Origin of the sequence: Chondrinema litorale (assembly GCF_026250525.1) — a bacterium.
Taxonomy (GTDB): Bacteria; Bacteroidota; Bacteroidia; order Cytophagales; family Flammeovirgaceae; genus Chondrinema; species Chondrinema litorale.
Window position 1 is genome coordinate 3,754,797 of the sequence record NZ_CP111043.1, and the last position, 25,834, is coordinate 3,780,630.

The 25,834-nt window shown below is 32.8% G+C and carries 21 protein-coding genes; 14 read left to right on the forward strand and 7 right to left on the reverse strand.

The annotated features are described in order from the left end of the window. Window positions 1–55: 55 nt before the first annotated feature. The 7 genes from ftsA to OQ292_RS15555 all read left to right on the forward strand — a co-directional run bounded on the left by ftsA (window position 56) and on the right by OQ292_RS15555 (window position 9,319). Window positions 56–1,357, forward strand: a complete 1,302-nt coding sequence (gene ftsA / locus OQ292_RS15525) for a cell division protein FtsA (protein WP_284683054.1) — start codon at window positions 56–58, stop codon at window positions 1,355–1,357. A gap of 78 nt (window positions 1,358–1,435) precedes the next feature. Next, window positions 1,436–2,866 (forward strand): cell division protein FtsZ, encoded by a 1,431-nt coding sequence (gene ftsZ, locus OQ292_RS15530; protein ID WP_284683055.1) that lies wholly within the window; start codon window positions 1,436–1,438, stop codon window positions 2,864–2,866. Between the two features lie 314 nt (window positions 2,867–3,180). Beyond that, the gene (locus OQ292_RS15535) at window positions 3,181–3,876 is read left to right on the forward strand and encodes a KdsC family phosphatase (protein WP_284683056.1); all 696 of its coding nucleotides are present in this window, start codon (window positions 3,181–3,183) and stop codon (window positions 3,874–3,876) included. A 169-nt stretch (window positions 3,877–4,045) separates the two neighbouring features. Further along, the gene (locus OQ292_RS15540; protein ID WP_284683057.1) at window positions 4,046–4,216 is read left to right on the forward strand and encodes a hypothetical protein; all 171 of its coding nucleotides are present in this window, start codon (window positions 4,046–4,048) and stop codon (window positions 4,214–4,216) included. A gap of 126 nt (window positions 4,217–4,342) precedes the next feature. Continuing rightward, window positions 4,343–6,286 carry a CocE/NonD family hydrolase gene (locus tag OQ292_RS15545; RefSeq protein WP_284683058.1) on the forward strand — a complete coding sequence of 648 codons (1,944 nt, stop codon included), beginning with the start codon at window positions 4,343–4,345 and terminating at the stop codon, window positions 6,284–6,286. Between the two features lie 209 nt (window positions 6,287–6,495). Then, window positions 6,496–8,508, forward strand: a complete 2,013-nt coding sequence (locus OQ292_RS15550) for an alpha-amylase family glycosyl hydrolase (RefSeq protein WP_284683059.1) — start codon at window positions 6,496–6,498, stop codon at window positions 8,506–8,508. Between the two features lie 109 nt (window positions 8,509–8,617). After that, entirely contained in the window at window positions 8,618–9,319 is a 702-nt protein-coding gene (locus OQ292_RS15555; RefSeq protein ID WP_284683060.1) for a QcrA and Rieske domain-containing protein, read from the forward strand. Window positions 9,320–9,325: 6 nt separating this feature from the next. On the opposite strand, the gene OQ292_RS15560 is transcribed toward OQ292_RS15555, so the two are convergent. Together OQ292_RS15560 and OQ292_RS15565 are read right to left on the reverse strand one after the other, a co-directional pair. Beyond that, window positions 9,326–9,784 carry a nucleoside 2-deoxyribosyltransferase domain-containing protein gene (locus OQ292_RS15560; protein ID WP_284683061.1) on the reverse strand — a complete coding sequence of 153 codons (459 nt, stop codon included), beginning with the start codon at window positions 9,782–9,784 and terminating at the stop codon, window positions 9,326–9,328. Window positions 9,785–9,955: 171 nt separating this feature from the next. Then, entirely contained in the window at window positions 9,956–10,633 is a 678-nt protein-coding gene (locus OQ292_RS15565; protein WP_284683062.1) for a DUF4231 domain-containing protein, read from the reverse strand. Between the two features lie 171 nt (window positions 10,634–10,804). Between OQ292_RS15565 and OQ292_RS15570 the strand changes: the two genes are divergently transcribed. Together OQ292_RS15570 and OQ292_RS15575 are read left to right on the forward strand one after the other, a co-directional pair. After that, entirely contained in the window at window positions 10,805–12,175 is a 1,371-nt protein-coding gene (locus OQ292_RS15570) for a sigma-54-dependent transcriptional regulator (RefSeq protein ID WP_284683063.1), read from the forward strand. Window positions 12,176–12,217: 42 nt separating this feature from the next. Continuing rightward, entirely contained in the window at window positions 12,218–12,574 is a 357-nt protein-coding gene (locus OQ292_RS15575) for an Hpt domain-containing protein (protein WP_284683064.1), read from the forward strand. Here the strand turns inward: OQ292_RS15575 and OQ292_RS15580 are convergent. The 3 genes from OQ292_RS15580 to OQ292_RS15590 all read right to left on the reverse strand — a co-directional run bounded on the left by OQ292_RS15580 (window position 12,571) and on the right by OQ292_RS15590 (window position 15,501). Further along, window positions 12,571–13,260: a response regulator transcription factor gene (locus OQ292_RS15580; protein ID WP_284683065.1), complete on the reverse strand. Its 690-nt coding sequence runs from the start codon at window positions 13,258–13,260 to the stop codon at window positions 12,571–12,573. The two genes, OQ292_RS15575 and OQ292_RS15580, sit on opposite strands and share 4 nt — an antisense overlap. Before the next feature lie 30 nt (window positions 13,261–13,290). Beyond that, on the reverse strand, window positions 13,291–14,892 hold the full coding sequence (locus tag OQ292_RS15585) for a sensor histidine kinase (protein WP_284683066.1): 1,602 nt from the start codon (window positions 14,890–14,892) through the stop codon (window positions 13,291–13,293). Between the two features lie 180 nt (window positions 14,893–15,072). Then, the gene (locus OQ292_RS15590) at window positions 15,073–15,501 is read right to left on the reverse strand and encodes a hypothetical protein (protein WP_284683067.1); all 429 of its coding nucleotides are present in this window, start codon (window positions 15,499–15,501) and stop codon (window positions 15,073–15,075) included. A gap of 146 nt (window positions 15,502–15,647) precedes the next feature. Here OQ292_RS15590 and OQ292_RS15595 point away from each other — a divergent pair, with 146 nt between their 5' ends. The 3 genes from OQ292_RS15595 (at window position 15,648) to OQ292_RS15605 (ending at window position 18,238) form a co-directional block, all read left to right on the forward strand. Next, window positions 15,648–16,739 carry an o-succinylbenzoate synthase gene (locus OQ292_RS15595; protein ID WP_284683068.1) on the forward strand — a complete coding sequence of 364 codons (1,092 nt, stop codon included), beginning with the start codon at window positions 15,648–15,650 and terminating at the stop codon, window positions 16,737–16,739. Between the two features lie 291 nt (window positions 16,740–17,030). Next, window positions 17,031–17,285 (forward strand): hypothetical protein, encoded by a 255-nt coding sequence (locus OQ292_RS15600; protein ID WP_284683069.1) that lies wholly within the window; start codon window positions 17,031–17,033, stop codon window positions 17,283–17,285. Between the two features lie 74 nt (window positions 17,286–17,359). Then, window positions 17,360–18,238 (forward strand): phytanoyl-CoA dioxygenase family protein, encoded by an 879-nt coding sequence (locus tag OQ292_RS15605; RefSeq protein ID WP_284683070.1) that lies wholly within the window; start codon window positions 17,360–17,362, stop codon window positions 18,236–18,238. Here the strand turns inward: OQ292_RS15605 and OQ292_RS15610 are convergent, their stop codons facing one another. Both OQ292_RS15610 and OQ292_RS15615 read right to left on the reverse strand, forming a co-directional pair. Next, window positions 18,239–23,167: a reprolysin-like metallopeptidase gene (locus tag OQ292_RS15610; RefSeq protein WP_284683071.1), complete on the reverse strand. Its 4,929-nt coding sequence runs from the start codon at window positions 23,165–23,167 to the stop codon at window positions 18,239–18,241. Window positions 23,168–23,441: 274 nt separating this feature from the next. Next, a complete protein-coding gene (locus OQ292_RS15615) occupies window positions 23,442–24,035 on the reverse strand; it encodes a pseudouridine synthase (protein WP_284683072.1) in 594 nt (197 codons plus the stop codon). Between the two features lie 83 nt (window positions 24,036–24,118). Here OQ292_RS15615 and OQ292_RS15620 point away from each other — a divergent pair, with 83 nt between their 5' ends. Together OQ292_RS15620 and OQ292_RS15625 are read left to right on the forward strand one after the other, a co-directional pair. After that, window positions 24,119–24,847 carry a hypothetical protein gene (locus OQ292_RS15620; RefSeq protein ID WP_284683073.1) on the forward strand — a complete coding sequence of 243 codons (729 nt, stop codon included), beginning with the start codon at window positions 24,119–24,121 and terminating at the stop codon, window positions 24,845–24,847. Window positions 24,848–24,851: 4 nt separating this feature from the next. Then, entirely contained in the window at window positions 24,852–25,757 is a 906-nt protein-coding gene (locus OQ292_RS15625) for an ATP-grasp domain-containing protein (RefSeq protein WP_284683074.1), read from the forward strand. Window positions 25,758–25,834: the final 77 nt, after the last annotated feature.

Below are 25,834 nucleotides of genomic sequence, written 5' to 3' on the forward strand. Positions count from 1 at the left end.
CATCATTTCAGAGAAATAACTATCAAAATACTTTTAATCATTTAATGTCAATATTATGCAGGAAGACAAATTAGTTGTAGGTCTCGACATTGGCACCACTAAAATTTGTGCAATAGTAGGCCGGATGAATGAATTCGGCAAGCTAGAAGTACTTGGATTGGGTAAAGCTGTTTCAGACGGTGTAAAAGAAGGCACTGTTAGAAACATCGGCAAAACCGTTGCGAGTATTCTGGCATCTATTAAAGAGGCTGAAGAAACAAGTAAAACTGATATCAAGCTGGTAAATGTGGGTATTGCTGGTAAGCATATCAAAAGCTCTGTGCATCACGGTAGCATTACCCGAAAAAGCAATGACGACGAAATAACTGCTGAAGATGTACATAGATTAACCAATGACATGTACAGAATAGTAACCGAACCTGGTTCGGAGATAATCCACGTAATGCCTCAGTATTACACAGTGGATTACGAAGAAAATATTAAAGATCCGGTAGGTATGTCGGGAGTAAAACTGGAAGCAGACTTCCATATAATTACTGCGCATACAAACTCTATAAGAAACATCAAAAAGTGTGTTGAGAAAGCTGATCTGGATATAGAAAACATGATACTTGAGCCATTAGCTTCAAGCTTATCTGTTTTAAGTGAAGAGGAGAAAGAAGCTGGAATCGCATTGGTTGATATTGGAGGTGGAACCACAGATATTGCAATCTTCTATGATGGAACAATCAGACATACTTCTGTAATTCCTTTCGGTGGCAATATCATCACATCTGATATTAAGCAGGGTTGTGCTGTAATGCAAAATCAGGCAGAATTACTAAAAGTAAAGTTTGGTAGTGCTTTAGCTGCAGAAACTTCTGAAAACGAAGTGGTTTCAATTCCGGGCTTAAGAAACAGACCACCAAAAGAGATTTCTATTAAAAACCTTGCTTACATTATAGAAGCAAGAATGGAAGAAATTATCGATTTGGTAATGCTCGAAATTGAGCGTTCTGGCTATCAAAACAGACTTGCTGGAGGTATTGTAATTACTGGTGGAGGTTCTCAGCTTAAAAATCTGAAACAACTTTTTGAATACAAAACCGGGCTAGACGCACGTATCGGTTACCCGAACGAGCATCTTGGAAAATGTAAAATTGAAGAAGTTAAAAACCCTTTGTATGCTACCGCTATTGGTCTAGTACTAGCAGGGTTTAAATCGATAGACGATAGAGATGCAGAGGTATTTGCAGGAGGATATGTAAACAGTTCTCAAAAAGCACCTAAACTTTCAGGTGGAGATCTTTTTTCATCTTTTCTTAAAAAGACCAAAGATTTACTAATCGACGATTACGACGATAAATCTATGTACTAGTCAGCTATGTGCCTAATACACATTTAAGATTAAAAGTTATTAAAATCATTTTTTAAAATATTATAAAATTATTGAACAATGGGAGAAACAACATACGAGTTCGCAAATCCCTCTTCAGGTAAATCAATTATTAAAGTTATAGGTGTCGGTGGTGGCGGCGGAAACGCGGTTAATCACATGTTTCGCCAAGGTATACAAGGGGTAGAATTCTATATTTGTAATACAGATAAGCAGGCGCTAGAAACCAGCCCTGTTAATAATAAAATTCAAATCGGAACTGACCTTACAGAAGGTTTGGGTGCTGGTGCTAATCCAGAAGTTGGAGAAAAAGCAGCTATCGAATCTAAAGAAGAGATTAGAAAGATTTTAGAAGATAATACCAAAATGGTATTTATTACTGCTGGTATGGGTGGTGGAACCGGAACTGGTGCTGCTCCTGTAATTGCAGAAATAGCAAAAGATCTTGGTATTCTTACTGTAGGTATAGTTACACGCCCATTCAGTTTCGAAGGTAAGCCAAAATCTAGAAGAGCAGATGCTGGTGTCGATACTTTAAGAGAGCATTGCGATACAGTATTGGTTATTTTGAATGATAAGCTGAGAGAAGTATATGGTAAAGCTACCATGAAAGAAGCTTTCGGTCAGGCAGATAACGTATTGAGTAGAGCTGCAAAATCTATTGCTGAGATCATCACTGTTGCTGGTAATATCAACGTCGATTTCGAAGATGTTAAAACAGTAATGAAAGACTCTGGTGCAGCAGTTATGGGTTCTGCAACTACAGAAGGCGAAAACAGAGCAAGAAGAGCAGCAGAAGGAGCTATTACTTCTCCATTGCTTAACAATACTAACATTTACGGTGCTAGCTACATCTTACTTAGCATTGTGGTTGGTAATGAAGACGAGTTCCAAATGGACGAGTTAGAAGAAATTACTGGATACATTCAGGAGCAAGCTGGAGAAGATGCAGAAATTATTTTCGGTCAGGCTACTGATGCTTCTTTGGGTGATGGAATTAACGTAACTATAATTGCTACGGGGTTCGACGAAACTGATCAGAAAAGCACTAGAAAAGTAATAGACCTTGAGAGCAATAAAGTTAAAATGAGTGTAAACTCTCCATCAGAAGACTTTTTCGATAAAGTAGGTAGAGATGAAGACGATGACGATATCGAAGAGTTTTTGAGAAAAAAAGAAGAAAAAGAAAAGATTGTTTTTGAGCTTGATGGCGATTACGAACTCGTAAAAGATGAGACAGAAGAGCAGAAAAAAAAAAGGTTGGAAGCCCAATATCGAGCAAGAAGTGAGAAATTAGGCGCCCTTCGTTCTGTTAACGAAATGAGTAATGATGAATTGAAAGATAAGCAGGAAACTCCTGCCTATTTGAGAAGAGGAGTTGAGTTGAAGAAAGATCCACATTCATCAGAAGACAATGTTTCTCGTTACCGTCTAAATGATAATAATGAGATTTTAGGAAACAACCGTTTCCTACACGATAATGTTGATTAAGCTTTAATAGAATCATATAAATCCTATTCTGGTTAAAACCCAGAATACTTCCTGCTAAAAACGGCACCTGTATCAGGTGCCGTTTTTTTGTTGCCAATATGTTAATAATGCGAGTTAATTGCACTTTTATGGTAATTAAATTTCTGATATTTCTTTTTTTCAACTATTTTAAAAAAAGGTGCTGCTTTTAAGTGATTGCCTTTTAAGTTTGCAAGTAATTCTGATCAACACGATTAGTCAAATTCTAACCTGAATTTTAGCTTATTCATTATCCTTTGTTTTTAAACTAAATCTGATTTTAACAAAAGTGCTTTATGCAAAACGATTCTTTATTTAAACATAATCTTATATTTTTTTTAAAAAAAGAAGAGGATAAAATTCCGGAAGCAGAGAAAATTCTTGATAAAAAATTTTCAGAGTCTTCTTATAAAAAGCTAAATCTCTATCTTGATCAGGCAATTAAATTAGCTAATCTTTTAGACGTTCCCATCGATCAACTAATTAGTAAAGATTACCAATTGCTCGAAGCTTTTAATACTAAAGAGATCAAACTATTTATAGTAGATATTGACGGAGTAATGACAGACGGAGGTATGTATTACTCAGAACAAGGAGACGAGTTTAAAAAGTTTAATACTAAAGACGGTCTTGCAATTCGTGCTATTACAAAAGAAGATTTTCCAGTAGGTATTATTAGTTCTGGTTTTAACAAAAAACTGATACAAAGAAGAGCTGACTTATTAGGCATTAAATGGTTATCGGTTGGAACCAAACCAAAGATAGAAGTTCTGAAAGAATGGTGTGATGCTTTACACATTAGTTACGAAAATATTGCTTATATAGGTGATGATCTAAACGATCTTGAAGTAATGCAAACAGTCGGATTATCAGCCTGTCCTGCAGATGCTACAGGTAAGATTAAGGGCACTGCAAGGGTGATTTTATCCAAAAAAGGTGGTGAAGGTTGTGTAAGAGAATTTATCGAAAATTATTTGTCGCATCTTTTTTAGCCTTTGTCTATATTACTTCCTGCTTGATGGAATAATCTTAAATATTTAACTATTAAAGCGTATTATTACCTTAATTATTAAAGTGATTTCTTACTTCTTATAACAAAGAATGAAACTTTTAAGGGTAATAATAATCAGCTGGGCATTACTTATAACAAACACTTGTAACTTGTCAGAAGAAGACAAAGTTGAGTTAAGTAGTGATGCTACAAAAACAAAAGCAGCGAAGTCATCAACAGAAAATAAGTTTGATGATTTGGTGAATGCTTTTGATGCTGCCATTATCAATTCTGATCCAGACAAGTTCTACGATGAACTTGAAAAAAAAGCCATAAACTAAGTTATTTGGCTAAATAGCTACTCTCTATTTATCTCTTCTTACTTTATTATTCTGATTGTTTTCTTACTTTTACTGAGCTTGGTTTAACTGAACAGTAAGCTACAACTCACAAGAAAACAGAAGAACATGAATAAACAAATCAAACTCCCTTTATTAATCCTTTCAGCATTGTTTGTAGGTTTGTTTACAATAAGTGCTACTACAAAAACTCTCAGCAAAAAAGTATTATTAGATAATAATGAAATCTCAGATTCAGCTTATGTAATTGAAAACTACGATAAGTATGAGTATCAGATTCCAATGCGCGATGGGGTAAAGCTTTTTACAATTGTATACATCCCCAAAGATAAATCGCAGAAATATCCAATGTTGATGAAACGTACACCTTATTCTATAAGACCATATGGAGAGGGAAAGATGCCAAAGTCACTTGGGCCTTCTAGATATCTGATGAGAGATAAATATATTTTTGTTTATCAAGATGTAAGAGGTAGGTATATGTCTGAAGGTTTGTATGATAATATGCGCCCACATATAGACAATAAAAAAGGCAAAAAGCAAATTGATGAAAGCTCTGATACTTACGATACAATTGATTGGTTGCTCAAGAAATTAGACGAAGATAATGGTAGGGTTGGTCAATGGGGGATTTCTTATCCTGGATTTTACACAATTGCAGGTGCGGTAGATGCACATCCGGCATTAAAAGCTTCTTCACCACAAGCACCAATTTCAGATTTCTTTTTTGATGATTTCCATCACCAAGGAGCATATATGCAAAGTTACTGGTTGGCTACTTCTGTATTTGGTTATCAGAAAGACTCATTAACTACCGAGTCTTGGTATAAAATGGTATACCCAGAGACAAACGATGGCTATGAATTTTATATGGAAATGGGACCTCTCAAAAATGCTGATAAGTATTTTGGCAAAGATAATTTCTTTTGGCAACAGCTTAAGGAACATCCAAATTACGATGAATTCTGGCAAAAGAGAAGTATTTTACCACATCTGAATGGTATCGATCATGCACTTATGACAGTGGGAGGTTGGTTTGATGCAGAAGATTTATATGGACCGCTTAATATTTATAAAACAGTAGAACAAAACTGCCCTAAGGCTTACAATACAATAGTAATGGGACCTTGGAGCCATGGCGACTGGTCTAGGGAAAAGGGATTTCAGGCAGTAAGTAATGTTTATTTTGGTGATAGTATTTCTACTTTTTTCCAAAGAGAAATCGAGTTTGATTTCTTCAATCATTTCTTAAAAGCAAGTGGTGATGGGAAATCAGGTTTACCAGAGGCTTATATGTTTGATACAGGAATTAAAGAGTGGAAAAAATTTGATGTATGGCCGCCTGTAGATATTCCTCCGGTTAATCTATATTTTACAGAAGAAGGTAAAATTGTTTTTGAAGAGCCAACATCAACAAAGGATTTTGCTTTTGAATATGTAAGTGACCCGAGCAAGCCAGTACCATATACAGAAGACATTAAGATAGTATTTACACCGCGTAAATATATGGCAGACGATCAAAGATTTGCTTCACGAAGACCAGATGTAGTTACTTTGGTGTCTGATGTTTTAGAAGAAGATAAAATATTGGCAGGAGAGATATTGGCTAAGCTAAAAGTATCTACCTCAGGTACAGATGGCGACTGGATTGTTAAGTTGATTGATGTTTATCCTTCTGATCATAAAGAGTACCCACATAACCCACCAAATGTAACAATGGGTGGTTATCAGCAGATGGTAAGAAGTGAAATGTTTAGAGGCAGATTTAGAAATAGTTTCGAAAATCCAGAACCTTTTGTATCAGGAGAGGTTACAGATTTAAACATTGCTTTGCAGGATATATTCCATACTTTTAAAAAAGGGCACAAAATAATGATTCAAATTCAAAGTACATCATTCCCTTTGATCGATAGAAACCCACAAAAGTATGTTGATAATATATTCGAAGCTGATGAATCAGACTTTATCAAAGCAACAATTAAAATTTATGGAAATTCTTCTGTAGAAATAGGTAATCAGATTGAACAACCCATTGAGCTTTTGAAAAAATAACATAATATGAAATATTCAATTCAGGATTGATTTATGAGGACTGCTTTTAATAATTCTGAATTGATGTTTTTAATGAAATATATAGTTGATTTTTCCTGATTATATCTCAATTTTCATATTTTTAAGTAAATCCCTATTGTATTTTTTATTATTCATTTTGGGACTAAAAACTGAAATGCATCTAATTTTTTAATGATATTACAACACGTATGCAAAAAGAAGATATATTACCTCAATTAGTAAAAGATGATCCTTGGCTCGAACCATATGTTTATGATATCAATGAGCGAATCCAGAATTTTAATGAGCTTAAAGCCAATATCGAAAAGAATTATGGAAGCCTGTTAAAATTTGCAGATGCTCATCATTATCTGGGATTTAACTACGATAAAAAGAAAAAAGGTTGGTACTACAGAGAGTGGGCACCAATGGCATATTCTTTATACCTCATTGGTGATTTTAACGGTTGGAACAGGACATCGCATCCATTATCTAAGCTTGATAATGGAGTTTGGGAGATATTCTTCGATGATAAAACATATAAAGATCTGCTTGTTCACGAAAGCTTAGTTAAAGTTTTAGTGGCTACACAAAAGGGTGCTTTTGATAAAATTCCTGCGTATATGACCCGTGTAGTTCAAAATGAACAAACACATGATTTTGCTGGCCAGATATGGAATCCGGCAAAAGCATTTAAATGGACAGATCAGTCATTTAATACTAGTTCTATTACAGAACCTATTATTTATGAGTCTCATGTTGGAATGGGACAAGAAAAAGAAGGGGTTGGAACCTATAAAGAATTTGCAGATAAGGTATTACCTAGAATAAAAAAATTAGGATATAATGCCATCCAACTAATGGCTGTGCAAGAACATCCTTATTATGGTTCTTTTGGTTATCATGTTTCAAACTTTTATGCAGCATCGTCAAGGTTTGGAACACCAGAAGACTTAAAGTACCTTATTAACAAAGCACATAAAGCAGGGCTTGCTGTAATTATGGATATTGTTCACTCACACTCAGTTAAAAACCTGAATGAGGGTATAAATGAGTTTGATGGTACAGATTACCAATACTTCCATGGAGGTGGTAAAGGTCATCATTCAGCTTGGGATTCTAAACTGTTTAATTACGGAAAATGGGAAGTTTTACAGTTTTTATTATCTAATGTGAAATTCTGGTTAGAAGAATATCACTTTGATGGTTTCAGGTTTGATGGAGTAACTTCTATGATGTATGATCATCATGGACATACAGCATTCGACCATTATGATAAGTATTTTAAGGGTGATGTTGATAAAGAGGCTGTAACCTACTTACAATTGGCCAATGAAGTTGCGAAAGAAATAAAGCCTGATGTGATAAATATTGCTGAAGATGTGAGTGGTATGCCAGGCTTGTGTAGAGAGGTACAAGAAGGAGGTATCGGATTTACTTACAGATTAGCAATGGGTATTCCTGATTATTGGATTAAGCTTTTAAAACATGAGCAAGACGAGAATTGGAATATCCATGAGATGTTTGGTACTATGACCAACAGACGCTATAAAGAAAAGGCAATTGCTTATGCCGAATCTCACGATCAGGCATTAGTAGGGGATAAGACTATCGCTTTCTGGTTGATGGATAAGGAAATGTACTGGCACATGCAGGTTTCTGATGATAATATGATCATCGATAGAGGTATTGCTCTGCATAAAATGATTAGGCTGTTCACATTATCACTTGGTGGAGAAGGCTACTTAAACTTTATAGGTAATGAGTTTGGGCATCCAGAATGGGTTGATTTTCCTAGAGAGGGTAATGGATGGAGTTATAAATATGCAAAACGCCAATGGTCGTTAGTAGATAATGAGAAACTTAAATATAAATTCCTTAATAATTTCGATGGTGAAATGATTAATCTCATCAAGAAAAATCATATTCTGGGTACGCATGAAGTACAACAGTTAAATATGGATGAGATGAATAAAACCATTATTTTTAAGAAAGGTAAACTCATTTTTGTTTTCAACTTTCATCCGACTAATGCAATTTTTGATTACAAGTTCTGGGTACCTGAAAAAGGTAAATATAAAATATTATTAAACTCAGATGCACCAGAATTTGGTGGGCATGATCGTATCGATAATTCGACTATTTTTCAAACTAATGAGAGCGATATGTTGAGTATTTATAATACCAACAGAACAGTTCAGATTTTTAAGAAAACTAAATAGAAATTTAGTATTGTATTATAATAAGAAAAGCAGGCTCTAAGTCTGCTTTTCTCGTTTTTTAGCTTTTTTAAGCATAATTGTTGCCTTTTGCTAAACAAATTATACTCTTATGGATAGAAGAAAATTTACTAAAGAAGTTACCAAAATTGTATCTACAGGTATTCTCTTATCTTCCAATCAGCTAATAAGTAGCTGTTCTGATGATGATGTTATTCCAGATGGAACTCTCAGCTTAAATATTACAGAATATGTCGAATTAATTGCTGGCGAAGTTTTCCAACTTAATTGGAACAGTAAGGGAATTGAAGAAGTTGATTTGGCCTATAAAATTGATCAGGCAGTAAATTTCCTAACATTCGAAAGAAACTATCCAGCATCGAGCAGTAAATATGACTTTACAGTTCCTGAGAATATAAATGGAACATCAATGACATTCAGGATTTCAGATTCTACATCTGGTGATATATTAGCAGAAGGAACACCTATTGATTTATTATTTAAGTACTTGATAAACTTAGCAGAAACTCCAGAATTAGAGAATGTAGGAGGATTGTTAAATGTAGAAGAGGGTGTAAATAATCCTTTTATCGTTAGAAAAACAGGAGCAGAAAGTTATTTAGCATTGTCTAGGGTTTGTACACATCAAGGTTGTATTATTGATGTACAAAATGATGCTTCATTTAGTTGCCCGTGTCATGGTTCAGCATATAATAATGAAGGTGAAGTAACTCAAGGACCTGCAGAGCAATCATTACAAAACTTTAGAGTAGAGCAGTTAGACAGTGAGTCGCTAGAAGTTTATTATTCTTAGAATTGCCTACATAAAAGAAGAATTATTCTCAGAACTGTTTTGATGAAATACTCCATTTGCTGGAATTGGTTTAGCATATTGATTAAGAAACTCAATCATTTTGTGTAAAGAGCGAAACCATTGGCCACCATTTGTTTCAACCATTTTCCCAACAGCTTCTAGTGATTTTTTTTGAGCTGAAGAAAAGCTGTCATCTGAATCTTTGGTGAGTACGCAAAAAATAGTTTTTTCAGGTCTTTTGTTAGAATCATCGATCACTTCTGCGATAGAATAAACACCTGTCATTTTGGGAGTGATAACATACACGCAAAAGTCACAATGTTCTCTTTCGTAAAGCTCTTGTTTGTATGCTTCTTCATTCCAGTCATCAACAATAGGGTTGTAAAAATCCACTTTTAACTTAGGAATGATGTAATCACGCCATTGAGATTTATTTGCTGTACCGCCCAGAAATACTTTAATCATAATTAGTATGTATGAGAGTCCAATTTTGGGTAAATTAGAGGTATTTTCACTCTTAAAATAGCTTATAATTCCTCATTTTCCAAATTTATAATTTACTTACGTGATTTACAGCAAAATGACTGAAACCTTAGTAATTTCTTTATATGTAACTTTTAAATAGATTTTTAGTTTCTAATTAGCCTTCTTTTCCTTATTTCCATTAGAGTTGTTACTCTTTTTAACAGTAGAATCTACTTGTTTAATTCTTTGTTGCCATCTTTGAGTTTCCTTGCTTAAAATAGATTCAACTTTTGATACTAGTAATGGAAATGCGTCTTCCTCGTCATATGGTTCTGATCTGGTTAAATACAATGCTCTTTCGTATTGTAAGGCTTCACAAGTAGTTCGGTATTCTTTCCAGAATTTAAAGTAGTCTTCAAGCTCAAGTGTTTTGTTTATAACTACCAGAATTATACCTCCAAATGCAGCTGATAAGAGTAAAACCTTTTCCATAATATCGTTAGGTATAATGGCTGTAAGTGTAGTAATGACTGGTATAGTGGCAGCAATAATGAACTCTAATCTTTTATATTTTTTATACTTTCTTTGATTGATACTGCTTTTTCTGTCGTACCAAGAAATTTGATTATCCAACCTTTCTTTAATGTATTCATCATCATGCATTAAAGGAAGTTTTCTAGTAATTGGTTTGAAGTTTTGGAATTTACCATTTGATTCCAGTACTTTTCTTTCTTCTTCCAGAGCTTCTTTTTCTAAAGCAAGTATTTCCTTTTCTCTTTGTATAAAGTCAGCATCATTGTCGTTAGATACTTCCTCATTCAGATTGGTATTTGTTCCCTTATTAGTCATATTGCAGAATTTTATTGGCGATATAACGGTATAAGCTTATTTATATGATGAATAAGGATACAGCAATTACATATTAATCTAGATATATGATTTAAAACTTACGACTCTTAACAAATTGAATAATTTTTCGTGGTAAGCATAGTTTAAATTTTATAGAATCAATCTTAATACATGGGTACTAAAAGTAGTTTCAAAATATTTGCAGTAGAAGACGACCCTGTTTTCGCCAAAATGCTCCAATATGTTTTAACACTGGATCCTGAGCATGAGGTGAAAATTTTTGGGACGGCAATGGACTTGTTAGATAATTTACATCATAAACCATCTCTGGTTACTATTGATTATTCATTACCAGATATGGAGGGTGAAGAACTGCTTAAGCGAATTAAGTATCAATATGCAGAAGTACCAGTAATTGTAATTTCGGGTCAAGAAAGAATTAAGACAGCTGTAAAACTACTTAAATCTGGGGCGTATGATTACATTACTAAAGATGAAGATATTAGAGAAAGACTCTTAAACAGTATAAACAATGCCAAAAAGAATATTAAACTGGCAAATGAAGTAGAAATACTGAGAGAAGAACTTTCTGTAAAGTTTGATTTTGATAAAACCATTATTGGAAATAGTCCTGTAATTAAAAAGGTTTTCAGAATGCTTGAAAAGGCAGTGAATACGAATATTACAGTTTCAATTAATGGAGAAACAGGAACAGGAAAAGAGTTGGTGGCAAAGGCCGTTCATTTTAATTCTTCAAGAAAAAATAAACCTTTTATACCTGTAAACATTGCGGCAATCCCTAGTACACTTTTAGAAAGTGAGTTATTCGGTTATGAGAAAGGATCTTTTACAGGAGCTAATAGCAGAAGAATAGGAAAGTTCGAAGAAGCTCACAAAGGGACTATATTCTTGGATGAAATCGGTGAAATGGATATTAATCTCCAGGCAAAATTACTTCGTGTAATTCAAGAAAGAGAACTTGTTAGAATTGGAGGTAATGAAGTTGTAAAGTTAGATGTACGTATCATCACTGCTACACACAGAGATATGGCAGAAGAGGTTAAAAAAGGCAACTTTAGAGAAGATTTGTACTATAGATTATTGGGTTTGCCAATTTCTCTTCCACCATTAAGAGATCGTCAAAATGATGTTTTAATCATTTGTAAGTTCTTTATAGATCAGTTTTGTAAAGACAATAAGTTGGATAAATTAGTTTTGTCACCAGATGCGCAACAAAAGATACTACAATATTCATGGCCGGGTAATATTAGAGAGCTAAAGGCGGTAACAGAACTTTCTTGTGTAATGTGTGATGGAGAGAAGATAACAAGTGAAGATATTCAATTTAACAATCTCAATAAAGAGGTAGATCTGTTGAGTCAGGAAATGACACTTAAAGAATATACTTTTAAGATAGTTAGAAATTATTTGAAAAAATATGACGATAATGTTCTACTAGTAGCTGATAAGTTAAATGTTGGTAAGTCTACTATTTATCGTTATTTAAAAGAGATGGAAGAAGAGAATTTCCAACTTAGATAAAACTAACTTAAATAACACAAACACTACTCTAATTAAACAACAATGAATTCTACAAACGAGCTTACTAGTTTCGACTTTATCAATACTTTTAGTGATAATAATAAAGACTTTGTTCTAAGTATGATTGATGTATTTTTAGAGCAAACTCCCAATGAACTTCATAATATGGAAGAAGCTTTACACAACGAAGATTGGATAAAGCTTTCAAAATCAGCCCATACTTTAGTGACTTCAGTAAAGTTTATGGGTATTTTTACAATTGTAGACGACTTAAAAAGCATAGAAAACAATTGTAAAGAAGGCATCAACCTAGACGAAGTACCAGATACTTTCTTAAAAGTAAAAAGTACTTGTATAAGTGCTATCGAAGAACTAGAGATAAAGAAAAAACTTTTCTAAATACCTATCATTTTGTAACCAGCGCCATGAACTGTGATAATAATCTCAGGATTATTGGGGTCTTCTTCAATTTTTTGTCTGAGTTTTAGAATAAAATTATCAATTGTTCTAGTTGTTGGGAACTCATGATACCCCCAAATCTTTTCGAGAAGATCGTTTCTACTTACAATTTTGTTTTTGTGAGTCCACAGGTATTCTAATACACTAATTTCTTTGTGTGACATTTTTATTTGAATACCTTTATAAAAAGCCTGATAAGTCTGAAAGTTTGCTGAAAGCCTTCCAAGTTTAATTATACTATCATCTGGGTTTGGTTTGTTTGAACCTCTTCTTAAAACAGCTTTAATTCTCGCTAAAAACTCTCTAAGTCCAAACGGTTTGGTAATATAATCATCTGCTCCGAGTTCTAAGCCTATAACTTTATCAATCTCTTCGCTTTTTGCAGTTAAAAGGATAACTGGTAAGTCTATGCCTTTTTTTCTGATGGTTCTACATACTTCAAAGCCCGACATTTTAGGTAGCATCACATCTAGTATTAGTAAATCATACTTTTTGCCTGAAAGCATATTTAATCCTTCTTCACCATCGTTAGCCGTTTCTACTTTATACCCTTCAAACTCAAGGTTATCTTTTAAACCTATTTGCATTCCAGGCTCGTCTTCAACAATTAGTATTTTTTTTAACATGATAATATAATTTTAATTTGTACTAGGGAGTTAGTTAGTTATTGGAAAATAAAGCAGAAATGTACTGCCCATATTTTCTGTGCTTTTTAAAATAATTTTACCTTTATGGGCATCTACAATGTGTTTTACTAAGGTAAGACCGAGACCAGTTCCTTTTGTATCGTGAATATCATTGTTGGGTACACGGTAAAATTTATTAAAAATGTCTTTTTGAAATTTTTCAGGAATGCCAATGCCGAAATCTTGTACGCTTAATATTGCATAATTGCTTTTTGTATAACTTTTTAAAATAATCTCTTTTTTATTGAGGCTGTATTTAATGGCATTGTCTATAAGATTATTGAATACCTCTGCAATTGCTTCTTTATCTGCAAGTACCAAAGGGAAACTATCTTGTGTTTTAAATTGAAAGTTGAAATTGTTTAGTTGGAGTTGTGGCTTATATTCATTTAAGCTGCTCTCAGCTATTTTTTGGAGATCTATTGCTTCGAAACGAAATCTCTTTTTACCAGATTCTATTCTTGAGAAGTTTAAGATCTTATTAACTGTTCGATTAAGTCGGTCTGCCTCATCATTAATCATTTTATAATATGATTTTTTTTTATTTTCTTCAGAAATACGACCTTCAAAAAGAGTTTCAGCAAATATGCTAATCATGGCTAATGGAGTTCGTATTTCATGAGAGACATTTGACACAAATTCTGATTTTAATTGGGCTAATAAAAGCTCTTTTTTCATGTTTCTAAATACCAACCAAAGACCAACTATTAGTACTCCATCTATTACTAATAATATAAGAATGTTTTGCCGGGTTCTAGCCTTTACGATTTTATCTATGCTATTGCCTTTTAATGAAATACCTAAGAAATGATTTGGTAATAGCCAAAGTTTTCGATTAGATACTATTTCATCACTTTTAATTGAATCAGTAGCATATAGTTGTTGGCTTGGATTATCGCAGTAGCTGGTAATAATGAATTCGTCTCTGGCAACTTCTTGAATTTTAGGAGCAAGTACTTCTTCTACAAATAATTGAGGGTCTACCATAAATGCACAGAATTGATAGCCATTAAATGGGTTTTTAAGAGCAAAGGTCATTGGTAGTAGAGAATCGGAGACTGTCTCTAATGCTTCGATCTTTTGATAATCATTTTTTATAAATTCTGCTAGCTTGAGTAGTGTTACTTTTTTTTCATTATTTAGTTTTAAAAAATCGTTCTTGAGTTTCTCTTGAACAATCAGTTCAGATTCAATTACAGAATAGGTGAGGGTATTAGTTGTTGTAAGACTTGTGTCGACAGTAAAAAAAGTGATTTGACTAATTGTCGGATTAAACTCTAAAAATTTTAAAAGAAAATCTTCAGGTGCGTCTGAATCGGGGAATCCATTAAATACTTTTGTCCATTGATCGAGAATATCATTTGAATATTGATTGATGGAAAATAAGATAGCATCAAGTTGGTCTTTGTAAATTTCCTGAATTATTTCTTCATTTTTATTCAGTTGGCTAAGTTCAAAAACAGAAAAAGCTAAAGCGGGGAAAAGAAAAATTGCAATTAATATAATGGCAATTCTTTTTTCTGTATTGTTAGTAGAATTTGCTCTAACAGTTTTAGTCCTGAACCAATTCATTTAGTTACATAGTTTAAATTCAATCCAAAGCTATTTGAGTCATTCAAATGGCCTGAATAAGTATTTAAAGTAGTAACTATGGCACATCAAGACAATAAGTTTTTTTTGAATGGAAATTATCTTCCATAAAAAAAGCCGGCGTTTGCCGGCTCTGTTTATTGAGAGTAGTTTATTGGTTTGCTATCTTCGAAATGCTAACACTGCGGCACCACAGTGGCTTTGAGAATCTTGGAATGTAAAATTCAGAAAGTAAATACCAGTAGCATTACACTTGTACTGGATTCCTGTAAAGAACTTATTATTGATAAAATTAGAAGCGACTTTATTTCTTTGTTGATCAAATAGACTGAAAACCATACCATTAGAACCACCATCTTTAGAATTCATGGTGAATGAATAGTTAGTGTCCTTACTGAGTATGCACGTATATTCAACTTTAGCTGTTCGGCCTCCTTTTCCATCAACTCTGTAACTTTTTTCATACAAAAAGCCGGGAGCTATATTCTTCATACTTTTTTCACTATATAAGTCTGAGTTACATTGTCCGAAAGCTGCGAATGAAATACCTGTTGCTAAAAAAAACAGTAATGTAACAAGATGTTTTTTCATGATATCTTTTTTATTTAGACTGTTTTGTTTTGAGAGTTAGTTATATCTTTATTTTTGCTTCCATGTAAACGTGTAATTCATCAATAGCTTTTAGATATTGTCTTTAAAATATACTGTTAACTTACATTGAAAACCATCTAATTTAAATGAGTTTTTACAAAAAAAACGGAAGCAGTTTTACTGTTGAAATAAGAAAACATATCCTGAAATTTAACTTTCCAGCCAAAACTTCAAGAGGAGCTATTAATAAGAAGGTAACGTACTTTTTAAAAATAACGGATTTAAAAACTGGAATTTTTGGCATAGGTGAATGCAGTCCCTTACCTGGACTTAGTTTGGAGTATGATGAATCATATGAAGAAAAATTGATTTTCTATGCAGATGAATTGCTGAATCTAGGAAAATTAGAAAGTTTTTATGAGTTGCCAGATATCAAATTGTATCCAAGTATTTTGTTTGGTGTTGAAATCGCTTATCACGATTTAATAAAAGGGGGTAATAAATTATTGTTTGACTCTTCATTTGCTACAGGGCAAGAAGGCATTCCAATAAACGGATTGGTATGGATGGGTGATAAGGATTTTATGTTGAAGCAGATGACCGAAAAGTTAGAAAAGGGTTTTAACTGTATCAAGATTAAGATAGGAGGAATTGATTTTGAAGATGAATGTTTTTTACTTAAAATACTGAGGCAACAATTTACAGAGTCAGATATTACAATTCGATTAGATGCCAATGGTGCATTTAAGCCTGATAATGCTCTTGATAAACTAGAGAAATTATCTCAGTTTTCAATTCATTCAATTGAGCAACCTATTAAGCAAGGCCAATGGAATGAAATGGCTATGGTTTGTGAAAAATCACCTATTGCAATAGCCTTGGATGAAGAGCTAATCGGAATAACAGATAAATCTGCTAAAATTAAAATGCTAGAGGCGATTAATCCTCAATATATTATTTTAAAACCATCATTAATTGGTGGCTTTAAAATGTCTGATGAGTGGATAAAATTAGCTGAATCTAAAAAAATTGGCTGGTGGATAACCTCAGCACTCGAAGCTAATGTGGGACTTAACGCCATTGCACAATATACTGCCATATATAATGATCTAATTCCCCAAGGTTTAGGAACAGGCCAACTTTACCATAACAATATAGATTCTCCTTTAGAAATTCAGGATGGCAAACTACATTTAAAACTGAATAATAAATGGCAAGAGGTTTTTCAACGTGAATAAATCCTTCACTTTTCCTAAATTCTTTCATAAGTATTAGAAATGCTTAATCGATGTAATTGGTAAGGGTGCTATTGATTTTTTGATGCAAAATTCGGTAAAAAAGCTATATGGCTAAATATAATTTTGGAAACCTTTTATCAATAGAAAAAGGTTTTACGAAAAAGCGGAATTATATTTTACTTATATGCATAATTGAAGGAAATTATTACATACTAACACACACTTGAAACTTCCACAGATTACCAATTGTCATCTAAAGGTAGTTTTATTTGCAAACTCATTTTTTGCAATATGGACTTTTTACAAAAATTCAACCGAGCTAGTAAGTACGAACAAGGCAATATCCTTTTTGCCAACGGAGAATTCATTGCTAGTAAAAATTATCAAGGTTATAAGTTAAATCTATTTAGGTTAGATCACTACGTTTTTGAAGTTTGGTATTCTCCTGTAAACAAATCAATAGAAAAAATTGTAAGAATTACCGATTACGATATTTTATATACATATTTTAAAAATGTGGATATAAGTGGAGTTATTCTTAAATAATAACTCTTCTAATATAAATCAGTCATAATTTCTGATAGCTTTGTAAGCTTAATTTTAGATAACCACAACTAAAAATGACTGATTTGAGCTTTCTTAATTCTTCTCAATTAGAAGAATATCAAAAAAATGGTTTTCTTGTCATAGAAAATTTTATTGATGCTGGTAAAGTTGATTTACTCAGAAAAGCAGCAGAGAAGATAGTTGATGATTTTGACATGAGTCGAGTATCTGTTTTTTCTACCAAAACCCAAGTCGAAAAAAGCGATGCTTATTTTTTAGAAAGTGGAGATAAAATTAGTTGTTTTTTTGAGGAGGATGCTTTTAATGAAAATCAGGAGCTCACTGTTGAGAAGAGTAAAGCAATCAATAAAATCGGGCATGCAATCCACGATTTACATCCTGAATTCAAATCTGTTTCATATACAGAAAAACTAAAAGCGCTAACCAGTGATTTGGGTTTTAAGAAGCCTGTAATCGCACAAAGCCAGTACATTTTTAAGCAGCCAAGTATAGGAGGGGTAGTTAGTCCTCATATGGATGCAACTTTTTTATTTACAGATCCAGTGAGTTGCACTGGAATTTGGATAGCAATGGAAGATGCGACGATCACTAATGGTTGTTTACAGGCTATTCCAGGTTCACACGACAATTATCCTTTAACCAAAAGGTTTGTTCGAGATGCAAGTGATGCTTACTCTCAAGCAAATAAAACCACTTTTATTCCATTAAATGAAGTTCAAGAAGATTGGGATATGGAAGCGATGGTACCTCTCGAAGTAAAAAAAGGAGATATGATTATACTTCATGGAAAGTGTGTTCATATGAGTTATGAAAATCGCTCCGGGCATTCAAGGCATGCTTATGTAATGCACTTGATAGACAGCGAATATGAGTGGGATGAATTAAATTGGTTACAGCGAGCCTCCGATTTTCCTTTTATAGAATTGAACTAATTACTTTTTTAAGACTTTAAATGTTTTTACTTGGTCTTTATATACTAGTTGAATGATATAAATACCTGAAGGATAATTAGAGAATTCTATACTTACTTGGTTTCCATCTTTTGATGGTGTCCAAGTATTTTTTTTTATTAATAACCCACTCAAACTTGTAATGCTATAATCTAATTGCCTATTAGAATTTATCTCATTATAGATATTTAATTGACTTTCAATTGGGTTAGGGAATACTGAAATATTATCAAAAATTGCCTCATTCAAAGCTGTGACTGTTGAGGAAACAAAGAGTTCATCAGAAAACTGAGAAGTATCAGATTTATTAAATGCTGCAACTCTGTAATAATAAGCTATTCCTGTAGTAATGGTAGAATCTATATAATAACTATTGCTATAATTAGTAATCCCTACTTTTCCAAAAGTTGTATTAAAAGTTGCTTTTCTTTCGATTATAAAAGCTAGGTTTTTAACATCTGGATGTTCCCAATTTATCTTCACGAATTGACCTGGCTCAGAAGAGACACTTAAGTTTTCTGGTGCCTTAAGTTTCGGTTTAGCTATATATAAGAACAATGTTTTAGAATAATCAGAAGTCAGATTTTCTGATATATAAAATAGCCTGTAGAATAAACTATCACCTTCATATACATCCTCATCAAGATATTCGAAAGTATTGGCTTGTAAAGTATCTATTGATATAAAATTATTAGCCCCCTTAGATTTCTGCAAAACACATTGGTATTCTGGGTTATCAGATGTCCATTGTATTAAAACTGATTTTTGAGCTGTATAAGCTAAAGTTACATTTGCTGGTGGAGTTATTGGAGGTATTTCTTTAGACTTTGTTTCAAGGAATGCTTCGGAATTTCCTGCATTATTATAGGCTACTAGTTTGTATTTATAGTAATTGTCTGCAAGTATATTTTCATCAAAATAGTCTTTTATATTACTTTCCAAACTATCTAAAAATTGAAATTCTGTGTTTGATGAGTTTGCTTTAAACAAAGCATATCCGTTTGCTTTTTTTACTGCATCCCAACTTAGCTTAATATAATTATAGCTAATATCACTTGCTACAAAGTTTTGAGGAGGAGTAGGTGGATTTGGTAAAGTTGTAACTTGGGCAGATAATGCTTCAGAATAACCACCAGTATTGAATGTTTTAATTGTATATTCATATTTAGTATCAGCTTTAATATCCAAAGTGTCTGTAAAATCAATTAGGTTAGCAGCACCTTCAAATAATCTGACCTGATTTCCATTAGGAATAATCTTTCTATCTATAATGTAGCCATCTTCATTATTAGCAAGATCATTCCATTTTAAGCTAATTTCATATTTAGATACCTGATTGATCTTTAAATTTTGTGGTGCGGCTGGTGGATAAGGTAATGTGGTAACCTCTAAAGTATCCGAAAAGGTTGTTCCTCCATTACCTATAGAAGCAACATAATAATAATAGGTGCTATTAGCTTCAAGATTTTGGTCTGTGTACTTTTTGCTGTTTGCAGCTAACTCTGTGATTTTAGTAAAATCTTCATCTTGAGTGTGTGATCTATACACATGATAAGTATTTTCATTATTGGCCTTATCTTCCCATGTAAGAGTTAAATTTTCTGAAAGAACATTACTAAATATTAGATTCTCGGGTTTTGCTGGTGGCGCATCTGGAGTTGCTACTGTAACTGTAGGAGAATAAGCAATATTCCCATTATTCAATTCAATTTTTAATCTGTAAGAGTAAGTATAATTACCTGTAACATTGTTATCAATAAAATTTAAAGAGCTAGCATCAAGTGTTTGGATTAAAGAAAAAACTCCATTTTCTTGTTCTGCTTCAATTGTTACAGAAGCAGCATCTTCTAGATTTACCTGCCATGTTAGATTTACTTCGTTACTACTAATTGCTTCTGCAAGTAAATTGAAAGTAATAGGAGTAATACAGATTTCTAATGACCATTCCTCTAAACTACCTCCATCAATTGCTGCTATATCTTTTACTTTTAACTGCCATTTCCCATTGCTTAATTCATTTTTAAATGCACTCAGACTTTCTAATGGTTTATAAGACTTTTGGTTGGTAGGAGGGCAATCTATTATTGATGTAGTTGATTGATCTGCAAATGCAAGATCAAAGTTATCTTCGCTATCACAAATCTGTTTCATTAAGGTGACTTGTGTACCAGATGGGCTTACTAGGTAAAATTCAAGATCTTTGATATAAGAATGTTTACCTCTAACTCTCGTGACTTTCACATCTTGTATAATGCCAATTTCAGTGATCTCGATCTCAGAGATTATTTCAGACTCTTTCTCACTATCTATAATTTTTGGAATATCGCTAGCAACAACTTCTAAACATTTGCTGCTTTCTGTTACAAATACTCCTGTTTCTGATTGTATGCTATTTTCACAAGGGTTGCTTGCTGTTAATTTCCAGTAATATGTTTGATCATTATCAAATTCAATAGGTACTTGGAAAGTATGAGTCTCAATTTCATTCTGCTCAAAAATGATGTTTTTAAATGATGGATCATTAGCTACAATTAAATGATTAGTTGTACTAGCACTTGTTTCATTCCAAGTAAATATTGGGGTGTTAGTTGTTTTTTGTTTTAAGCCATTTATAGGAGAAACTAAAATTGGTATATCTGGTAAATCTAATGCCGTATTAACTTCAATTGTTTCAGTGTAAACTTCGTCTTTGTAGTTCACATTAAGTTCGATAATAAATGATGAATCTATCTGACTTAATGTGTTATCTATTTCAAAATTCACATTTGTACCAGTTTCAATGTTAGCTGTTTTGGGTGAAATATTAATACCATCAGGCAAATTGTTAAAACTAATTGTAGCTGCGGACTCTAAATCTATCAAAGCTTGAATCTCTACATCTAAACTAGCAACAGCATCACTACAAATGCTTAACTTTTTTGTTGATGCATTTATTAATAAGGATGGAATTTCGATATTAAAATCATTTCCTGAAATATCGTAGAAATAGTTACCAACAGATTTTACTTTAACTCTTGCCATATTTGAGGCCACAATAGGGAGTGTAATTTCTTCTTTACCGTCATTTGGTGTGTTTTCTAGTAATATTTCATTAAAAGTGATACCTCCGTCCAGAGAGAGTAGTATGGTTACTTTACTACAATTCACAGGAGCTTGATCAGTTTGTGCAACATCCCATTGTATCATTAATTTATCTCCAGCTAAATAGTTAGCTTCAATTTTTTCATCATTAATCTTGAATGGACCTGCACTTTTATTTACCTGATAGTGTATGTCTTTATAAGTAAAGCCTCCTTTTAAATCTCTTACACTTAATCTGAAATTTAAGTCACGTGTATAGTCAGGAAGTAACTCTCCAATTACCTCATCTTCTTTTAATTGTGAGTTTAAGGTAGGAAAAAACCTTTCAGAACTCAATGTGTATGGGTACGATCTAAACAATGGAGCATTTTCAGTAGGATTATTAAGATCACCAGACGGTCCAATGTCAATTTGTTCCCAACAATAGTATAGTGAATCGCCATCAATATCTGATGCTTCAGCAGTTAATGAAAATGGAGTGTTCGCTGGGATTACTAGATCAGCATCAGGCATTAATGTTATTTCAGGAGCATGATTGGTATTGCTGATAATTTCTGCACAACTTGTATAGTTTTCAATATAATCTAATATCTCTTCTATACTTCCTGCATGGAAATAATCATCACTATTGTTTTGTAAGTTTGGTGCGCAAATACCTGCGTAACCCATTATAGTTGAGCCGCTACCTGGTTCATAAGCAGTAGATGCATTTCGGTTACAGGCATTGTTTTGTGTATGACTCGCACCAAACTGATGGCCAATTTCATGCGCAACATAATCAATATAGAATGGATTATCAGTCGGATTTGAAGAGCCCGAAACACCTCCTGCTTTTTTAGAAGTACATACACTTTTTTTATAAGCTATGCCGCCTGCACCTGTACAAAGCACATGGCCTATATCGTAATTGTTACTGCCAATTAAATTATTTGTAATCTCAATATTTTCATCTATTAAAGATGTAGGGCTTTGATTAGAAAATGGATCTGTTTCAGGATTTGTGAAAATAAGTTTATCGTTATTCTCGGCGAGTATTAACCTAACTCCTAATTCTCGTTCATATACCGCATTTATTCTGGTAATTATATTTACTATTTCACTCAGTGCTGCTTCTACTGTGCCTCCATGATATTGAGTGTATTCTCCTGTAGCAGAAATAGCAATTCTAAATGACCTGAAAGTGCTATTAGAAACAGCGTCAGCAGAAAATCTGGCCGCGGCACTATTGTGCGAAATTGATGTGTTTTCAATCGTTTTCTCTTCTAAAAGAACTTCAGAAGACTGATAATCTTTTTTATAATATGAATGATAAGTTTTGTTTTGAGAGCTTCCTGCTAAATCTAAATAGACAATTCCTTCTGTTGAATATATCGCTGCCGAAATTCCCGATTTACTTTTATTAAACCAAATTGGCTTTCCTGTAGAATCATATCCTTTATAAGTTTTTATTTCAGGATATTTCTTTTTGAGTGATTCAGGTAAAATATCTATTTCGGTTACATTATAACTAACAAACTCTCCATTTGGTAATGGGAAAGATAGTTTTACCTTGTTTTGAGATTTATTGGTGGTTGATTTTTCTTTTGGAACTTTACTTAGAATGGAATTAAATAAAGTTTGATTAAGTGTAAAGTTCTTACCTTTGGCATTGATTTGATTAGCAACTTTTAACCTCAAATTTGCAGAAGAAGTGTTACTTAACGTCCAAGGGTTAATGTCTTGATTTATTTGGGCAGATGTAGAAGAAACTTTTAATACAAGCAGCGATAGCAGGATTAAAATCAAGCGGATTTCAATACATTTGATTTGTATTAATACATGTAGTTTCATATTATCTATCTTCTAAATTAAATAGAAGTTTATGTAAATGCCGTCTCAAAAAACTCTATGTGAAACCTATTTAGATTTAGTATTGCAGCGATAGTAAATAATCACATATAAGTTTTGCCCTTACTTTTCTATTTGATTTTATCAAATTCAGTTAGTTAGTCTGGAGTGCGATTTCAAAAATTGCTGATGTTTGTGGGGTAATAATTAAAAAAGTATTCTTGATAAAGATAATATAAATTGAGTATGAAGTAAAGCTTGTTTAATAATATTAGGTTTATTTTAGGTTAAGCTTTTTATAAATTATTGCTCTGTCAAGTTCCTGAACTGAGCCCGGTTCAAACTCTAATAGTTCTAGATTTTCAATTGATTTGCGAATTAACCTAAGGGTAGGGAAGCCTGTTTTAGCGGTCATTTTTCTAACCTGTCTGTTTTTTCCTTCAATTAAAGTAAGTTCGATCCAAGAGGTTGGAATGCTTTTTCTAAATCTTACTGGTGGATTTCTTTCAGGAATGTAAGACGGCGTTTCTATCAGTTTTGCTTTTGCGGGCTTTGTGAGATAGGTTTTCTTATTGACCTTAATTTCAAGTCTATTTTCGAGTTGCTTAATTGTTTCAAAATTTGCATCACCTTCAACTTGAACCATATATGTTCGGTTATGAGCAAATTCAGGGTTTAATAACTTATGATTCAGCTTTTTATCATTAGTAATAATGAGCATACCTTCGCTGTCTCTATCTAGCCGACCAACAGGGTAAACATCTCTTGGGAAATTATATAAACTGGCTAGTCCAGGATGTCCATCCGCTTCAGAAAACTGGCTGAGTACACCAAAAGGTTTGTAAATCACAAAGTATTTAAGATCAGGCACTTGAAATGAGTCGTTTTTATTTTATTTTTCAAAATAAAGCATTTTTAAACAGATCGTCAATTAATTTGAATAAGCTAGTGCCGATGCAAAAAGGATTTCACAAATACGTATATGAATTTATAGTTGTAGTTGCAGGTATAACCATCTCTCTATTTTTTGATGGTGTGGCAGAAGATTTAAAGAAAGGGAAACAAGAGAAATATTATCTTCAAAATCTATTGTCGAATCTGGCAGACGATAGTGTTAAACTTTCTAGTGCTATCGGTTTTATTAATGAAGTGGATCGTTCGTCTACAGTTTTATTAAAGCAAAACTTAGAAAAACCTGCCTCGAAAGTTGCTGCAGAAGAGATTGCCAATTGCCACACTAATTTATTGATGCATACAGTTTTTGCCTCCAACAATTCTGTTTTCGAAGAGCTTAAAAGTACAGGTGCTTTTGAAACTATTAAAAATAAGAACCTCAAAAATGATTTATTTCGCTATTACGGAAATGTGAATGCGGCTAAAGAGAATGATCTTTCAGCAGATAACACGATCGTAAGTTATGTGTATCCATGTTTAAACAAACAAGTTCAATTAAGTAAAATGGCTGTTTTAAATGCCAATTTTTCATTTATGTTTAAAGATGTAGACAAAGCGAAAATTGCTTTACCAAAGTTTGAAGCACTCTCAGAAAATCAAAACGACTATTTAAATGCGATTATAGTTAGGAAAGGGATTAACTCTGCGCAATTGACTATGTATCAAAACTTAATGAAAAAAATTACTTCTCTCAAAAAAGAGATTACCGAAGAGTTAGCAAAAAAATAGTAAGATGAGCGAAAAGTTAATTGTATTCTGCAACGATTTACTGAATCCTAATAAAGTAGATGTTGATTTTGAAAGTGAGTATAGTGCTGCGATACAAGTTGGTTTTAAACCCTTATTAATTAGTCACGAAGAGTTAATTGCTAATGATTCTGTGGGTTCAATTAATAAAATTGTAAGAAGGGAAGTAAAAACTAAGGCAATTTATAGAGGTTGGATCCTTACTGGAGAGCAATATAAAAGTCTGTATGTAAAACTGTTAGATAAAAATATTGCGCTTATTAATTCACCACAGGCTTATGAGCATACTCATTATTTACCAGATGCATATCCAATAATTGAAGCACATACAGCTAAATCTATTTTTATTGATTTAGCAGATAATAAGCTAGATTATAAACATATTTCAAAATCACTTGAGCCATTTGGTAATCAGCCTATTATTGTTAAAGACTTTGTGAAATCAGAAAAGCATTATTGGGAAGAAGCCTGCTATATTCCAGATGCTAGCAATATTGAAATTATTAAAAAAGTTACTGATAAATTTTTAGAATTGAGAGGTAGCTATTTAAATAGAGGTATAGTTTACAGAGCATTTTTAAGTTTAGAACCATTAGCTAAACATGCAAAAAGTGGAATGCCATTATCTAAAGAATTTAGAGCATTTTTTATGGCAGGTTCATGCATTGCTTACTCTCCATATTGGAATGGTATTACCTATGATGATTTAATGCCAGCATTTTCGAAACTTGAAATTCTAAGTGATATCCAAAGTAACTTTTTCACTGTTGATATTGCTAAAACTACTGATGGGAAATGGCTTATAATAGAACTTGGAGGTGGGCAAGTTTCTGGAATTCCTGAAAATGTAGATTTGAAGGATTTTTATTGTCAGCTTTTTAAAAGAGTATAGTGAAATAACCGGGGTGATTACCAAGGATAGATAGCATCATATTTTTTCATATATTCATGTACTCCTTACTCTAAATA

Excerpts from the sequence above, each read along its gene's own strand:
- OQ292_RS15570 (WP_284683063.1), top strand. The coding sequence starts at position 10,805 with ATGGGTACTAAAAGTAGTTTCAAAATATTTGCAGTAGAAGACGACCCT.
- OQ292_RS15575 (WP_284683064.1), top strand. The coding sequence starts at position 12,218 with ATGAATTCTACAAACGAGCTTACTAGTTTCGACTTTATCAATACTTTT.
- OQ292_RS15555 (WP_284683060.1), top strand. The coding sequence starts at position 8,618 with ATGGATAGAAGAAAATTTACTAAAGAAGTTACCAAAATTGTATCTACA.
- OQ292_RS15580 (WP_284683065.1), bottom strand. The coding sequence starts at position 13,260 with ATGTTAAAAAAAATACTAATTGTTGAAGACGAGCCTGGAATGCAAATA.
- ftsA (WP_284683054.1), top strand. The coding sequence starts at position 56 with ATGCAGGAAGACAAATTAGTTGTAGGTCTCGACATTGGCACCACTAAA.
- OQ292_RS15600 (WP_284683069.1), top strand. The coding sequence starts at position 17,031 with ATGGACTTTTTACAAAAATTCAACCGAGCTAGTAAGTACGAACAAGGC.
- OQ292_RS15590 (WP_284683067.1), bottom strand. The coding sequence starts at position 15,501 with ATGAAAAAACATCTTGTTACATTACTGTTTTTTTTAGCAACAGGTATT.
- OQ292_RS15625 (WP_284683074.1), top strand. The coding sequence starts at position 24,852 with ATGAGCGAAAAGTTAATTGTATTCTGCAACGATTTACTGAATCCTAAT.
- OQ292_RS15560 (WP_284683061.1), bottom strand. The coding sequence starts at position 9,784 with ATGATTAAAGTATTTCTGGGCGGTACAGCAAATAAATCTCAATGGCGT.
- OQ292_RS15535 (WP_284683056.1), top strand. The coding sequence starts at position 3,181 with ATGCAAAACGATTCTTTATTTAAACATAATCTTATATTTTTTTTAAAA.
- OQ292_RS15585 (WP_284683066.1), bottom strand. The coding sequence starts at position 14,892 with ATGAATTGGTTCAGGACTAAAACTGTTAGAGCAAATTCTACTAACAAT.
- OQ292_RS15545 (WP_284683058.1), top strand. The coding sequence starts at position 4,343 with ATGAATAAACAAATCAAACTCCCTTTATTAATCCTTTCAGCATTGTTT.
- OQ292_RS15605 (WP_284683070.1), top strand. The coding sequence starts at position 17,360 with ATGACTGATTTGAGCTTTCTTAATTCTTCTCAATTAGAAGAATATCAA.
- OQ292_RS15565 (WP_284683062.1), bottom strand. The coding sequence starts at position 10,633 with ATGACTAATAAGGGAACAAATACCAATCTGAATGAGGAAGTATCTAAC.
- OQ292_RS15610 (WP_284683071.1), bottom strand. The coding sequence starts at position 23,167 with ATGAAACTACATGTATTAATACAAATCAAATGTATTGAAATCCGCTTG.
- ftsZ (WP_284683055.1), top strand. The coding sequence starts at position 1,436 with ATGGGAGAAACAACATACGAGTTCGCAAATCCCTCTTCAGGTAAATCA.
- OQ292_RS15595 (WP_284683068.1), top strand. The coding sequence starts at position 15,648 with ATGAGTTTTTACAAAAAAAACGGAAGCAGTTTTACTGTTGAAATAAGA.
- OQ292_RS15620 (WP_284683073.1), top strand. The coding sequence starts at position 24,119 with ATGCAAAAAGGATTTCACAAATACGTATATGAATTTATAGTTGTAGTT.
- OQ292_RS15550 (WP_284683059.1), top strand. The coding sequence starts at position 6,496 with ATGCAAAAAGAAGATATATTACCTCAATTAGTAAAAGATGATCCTTGG.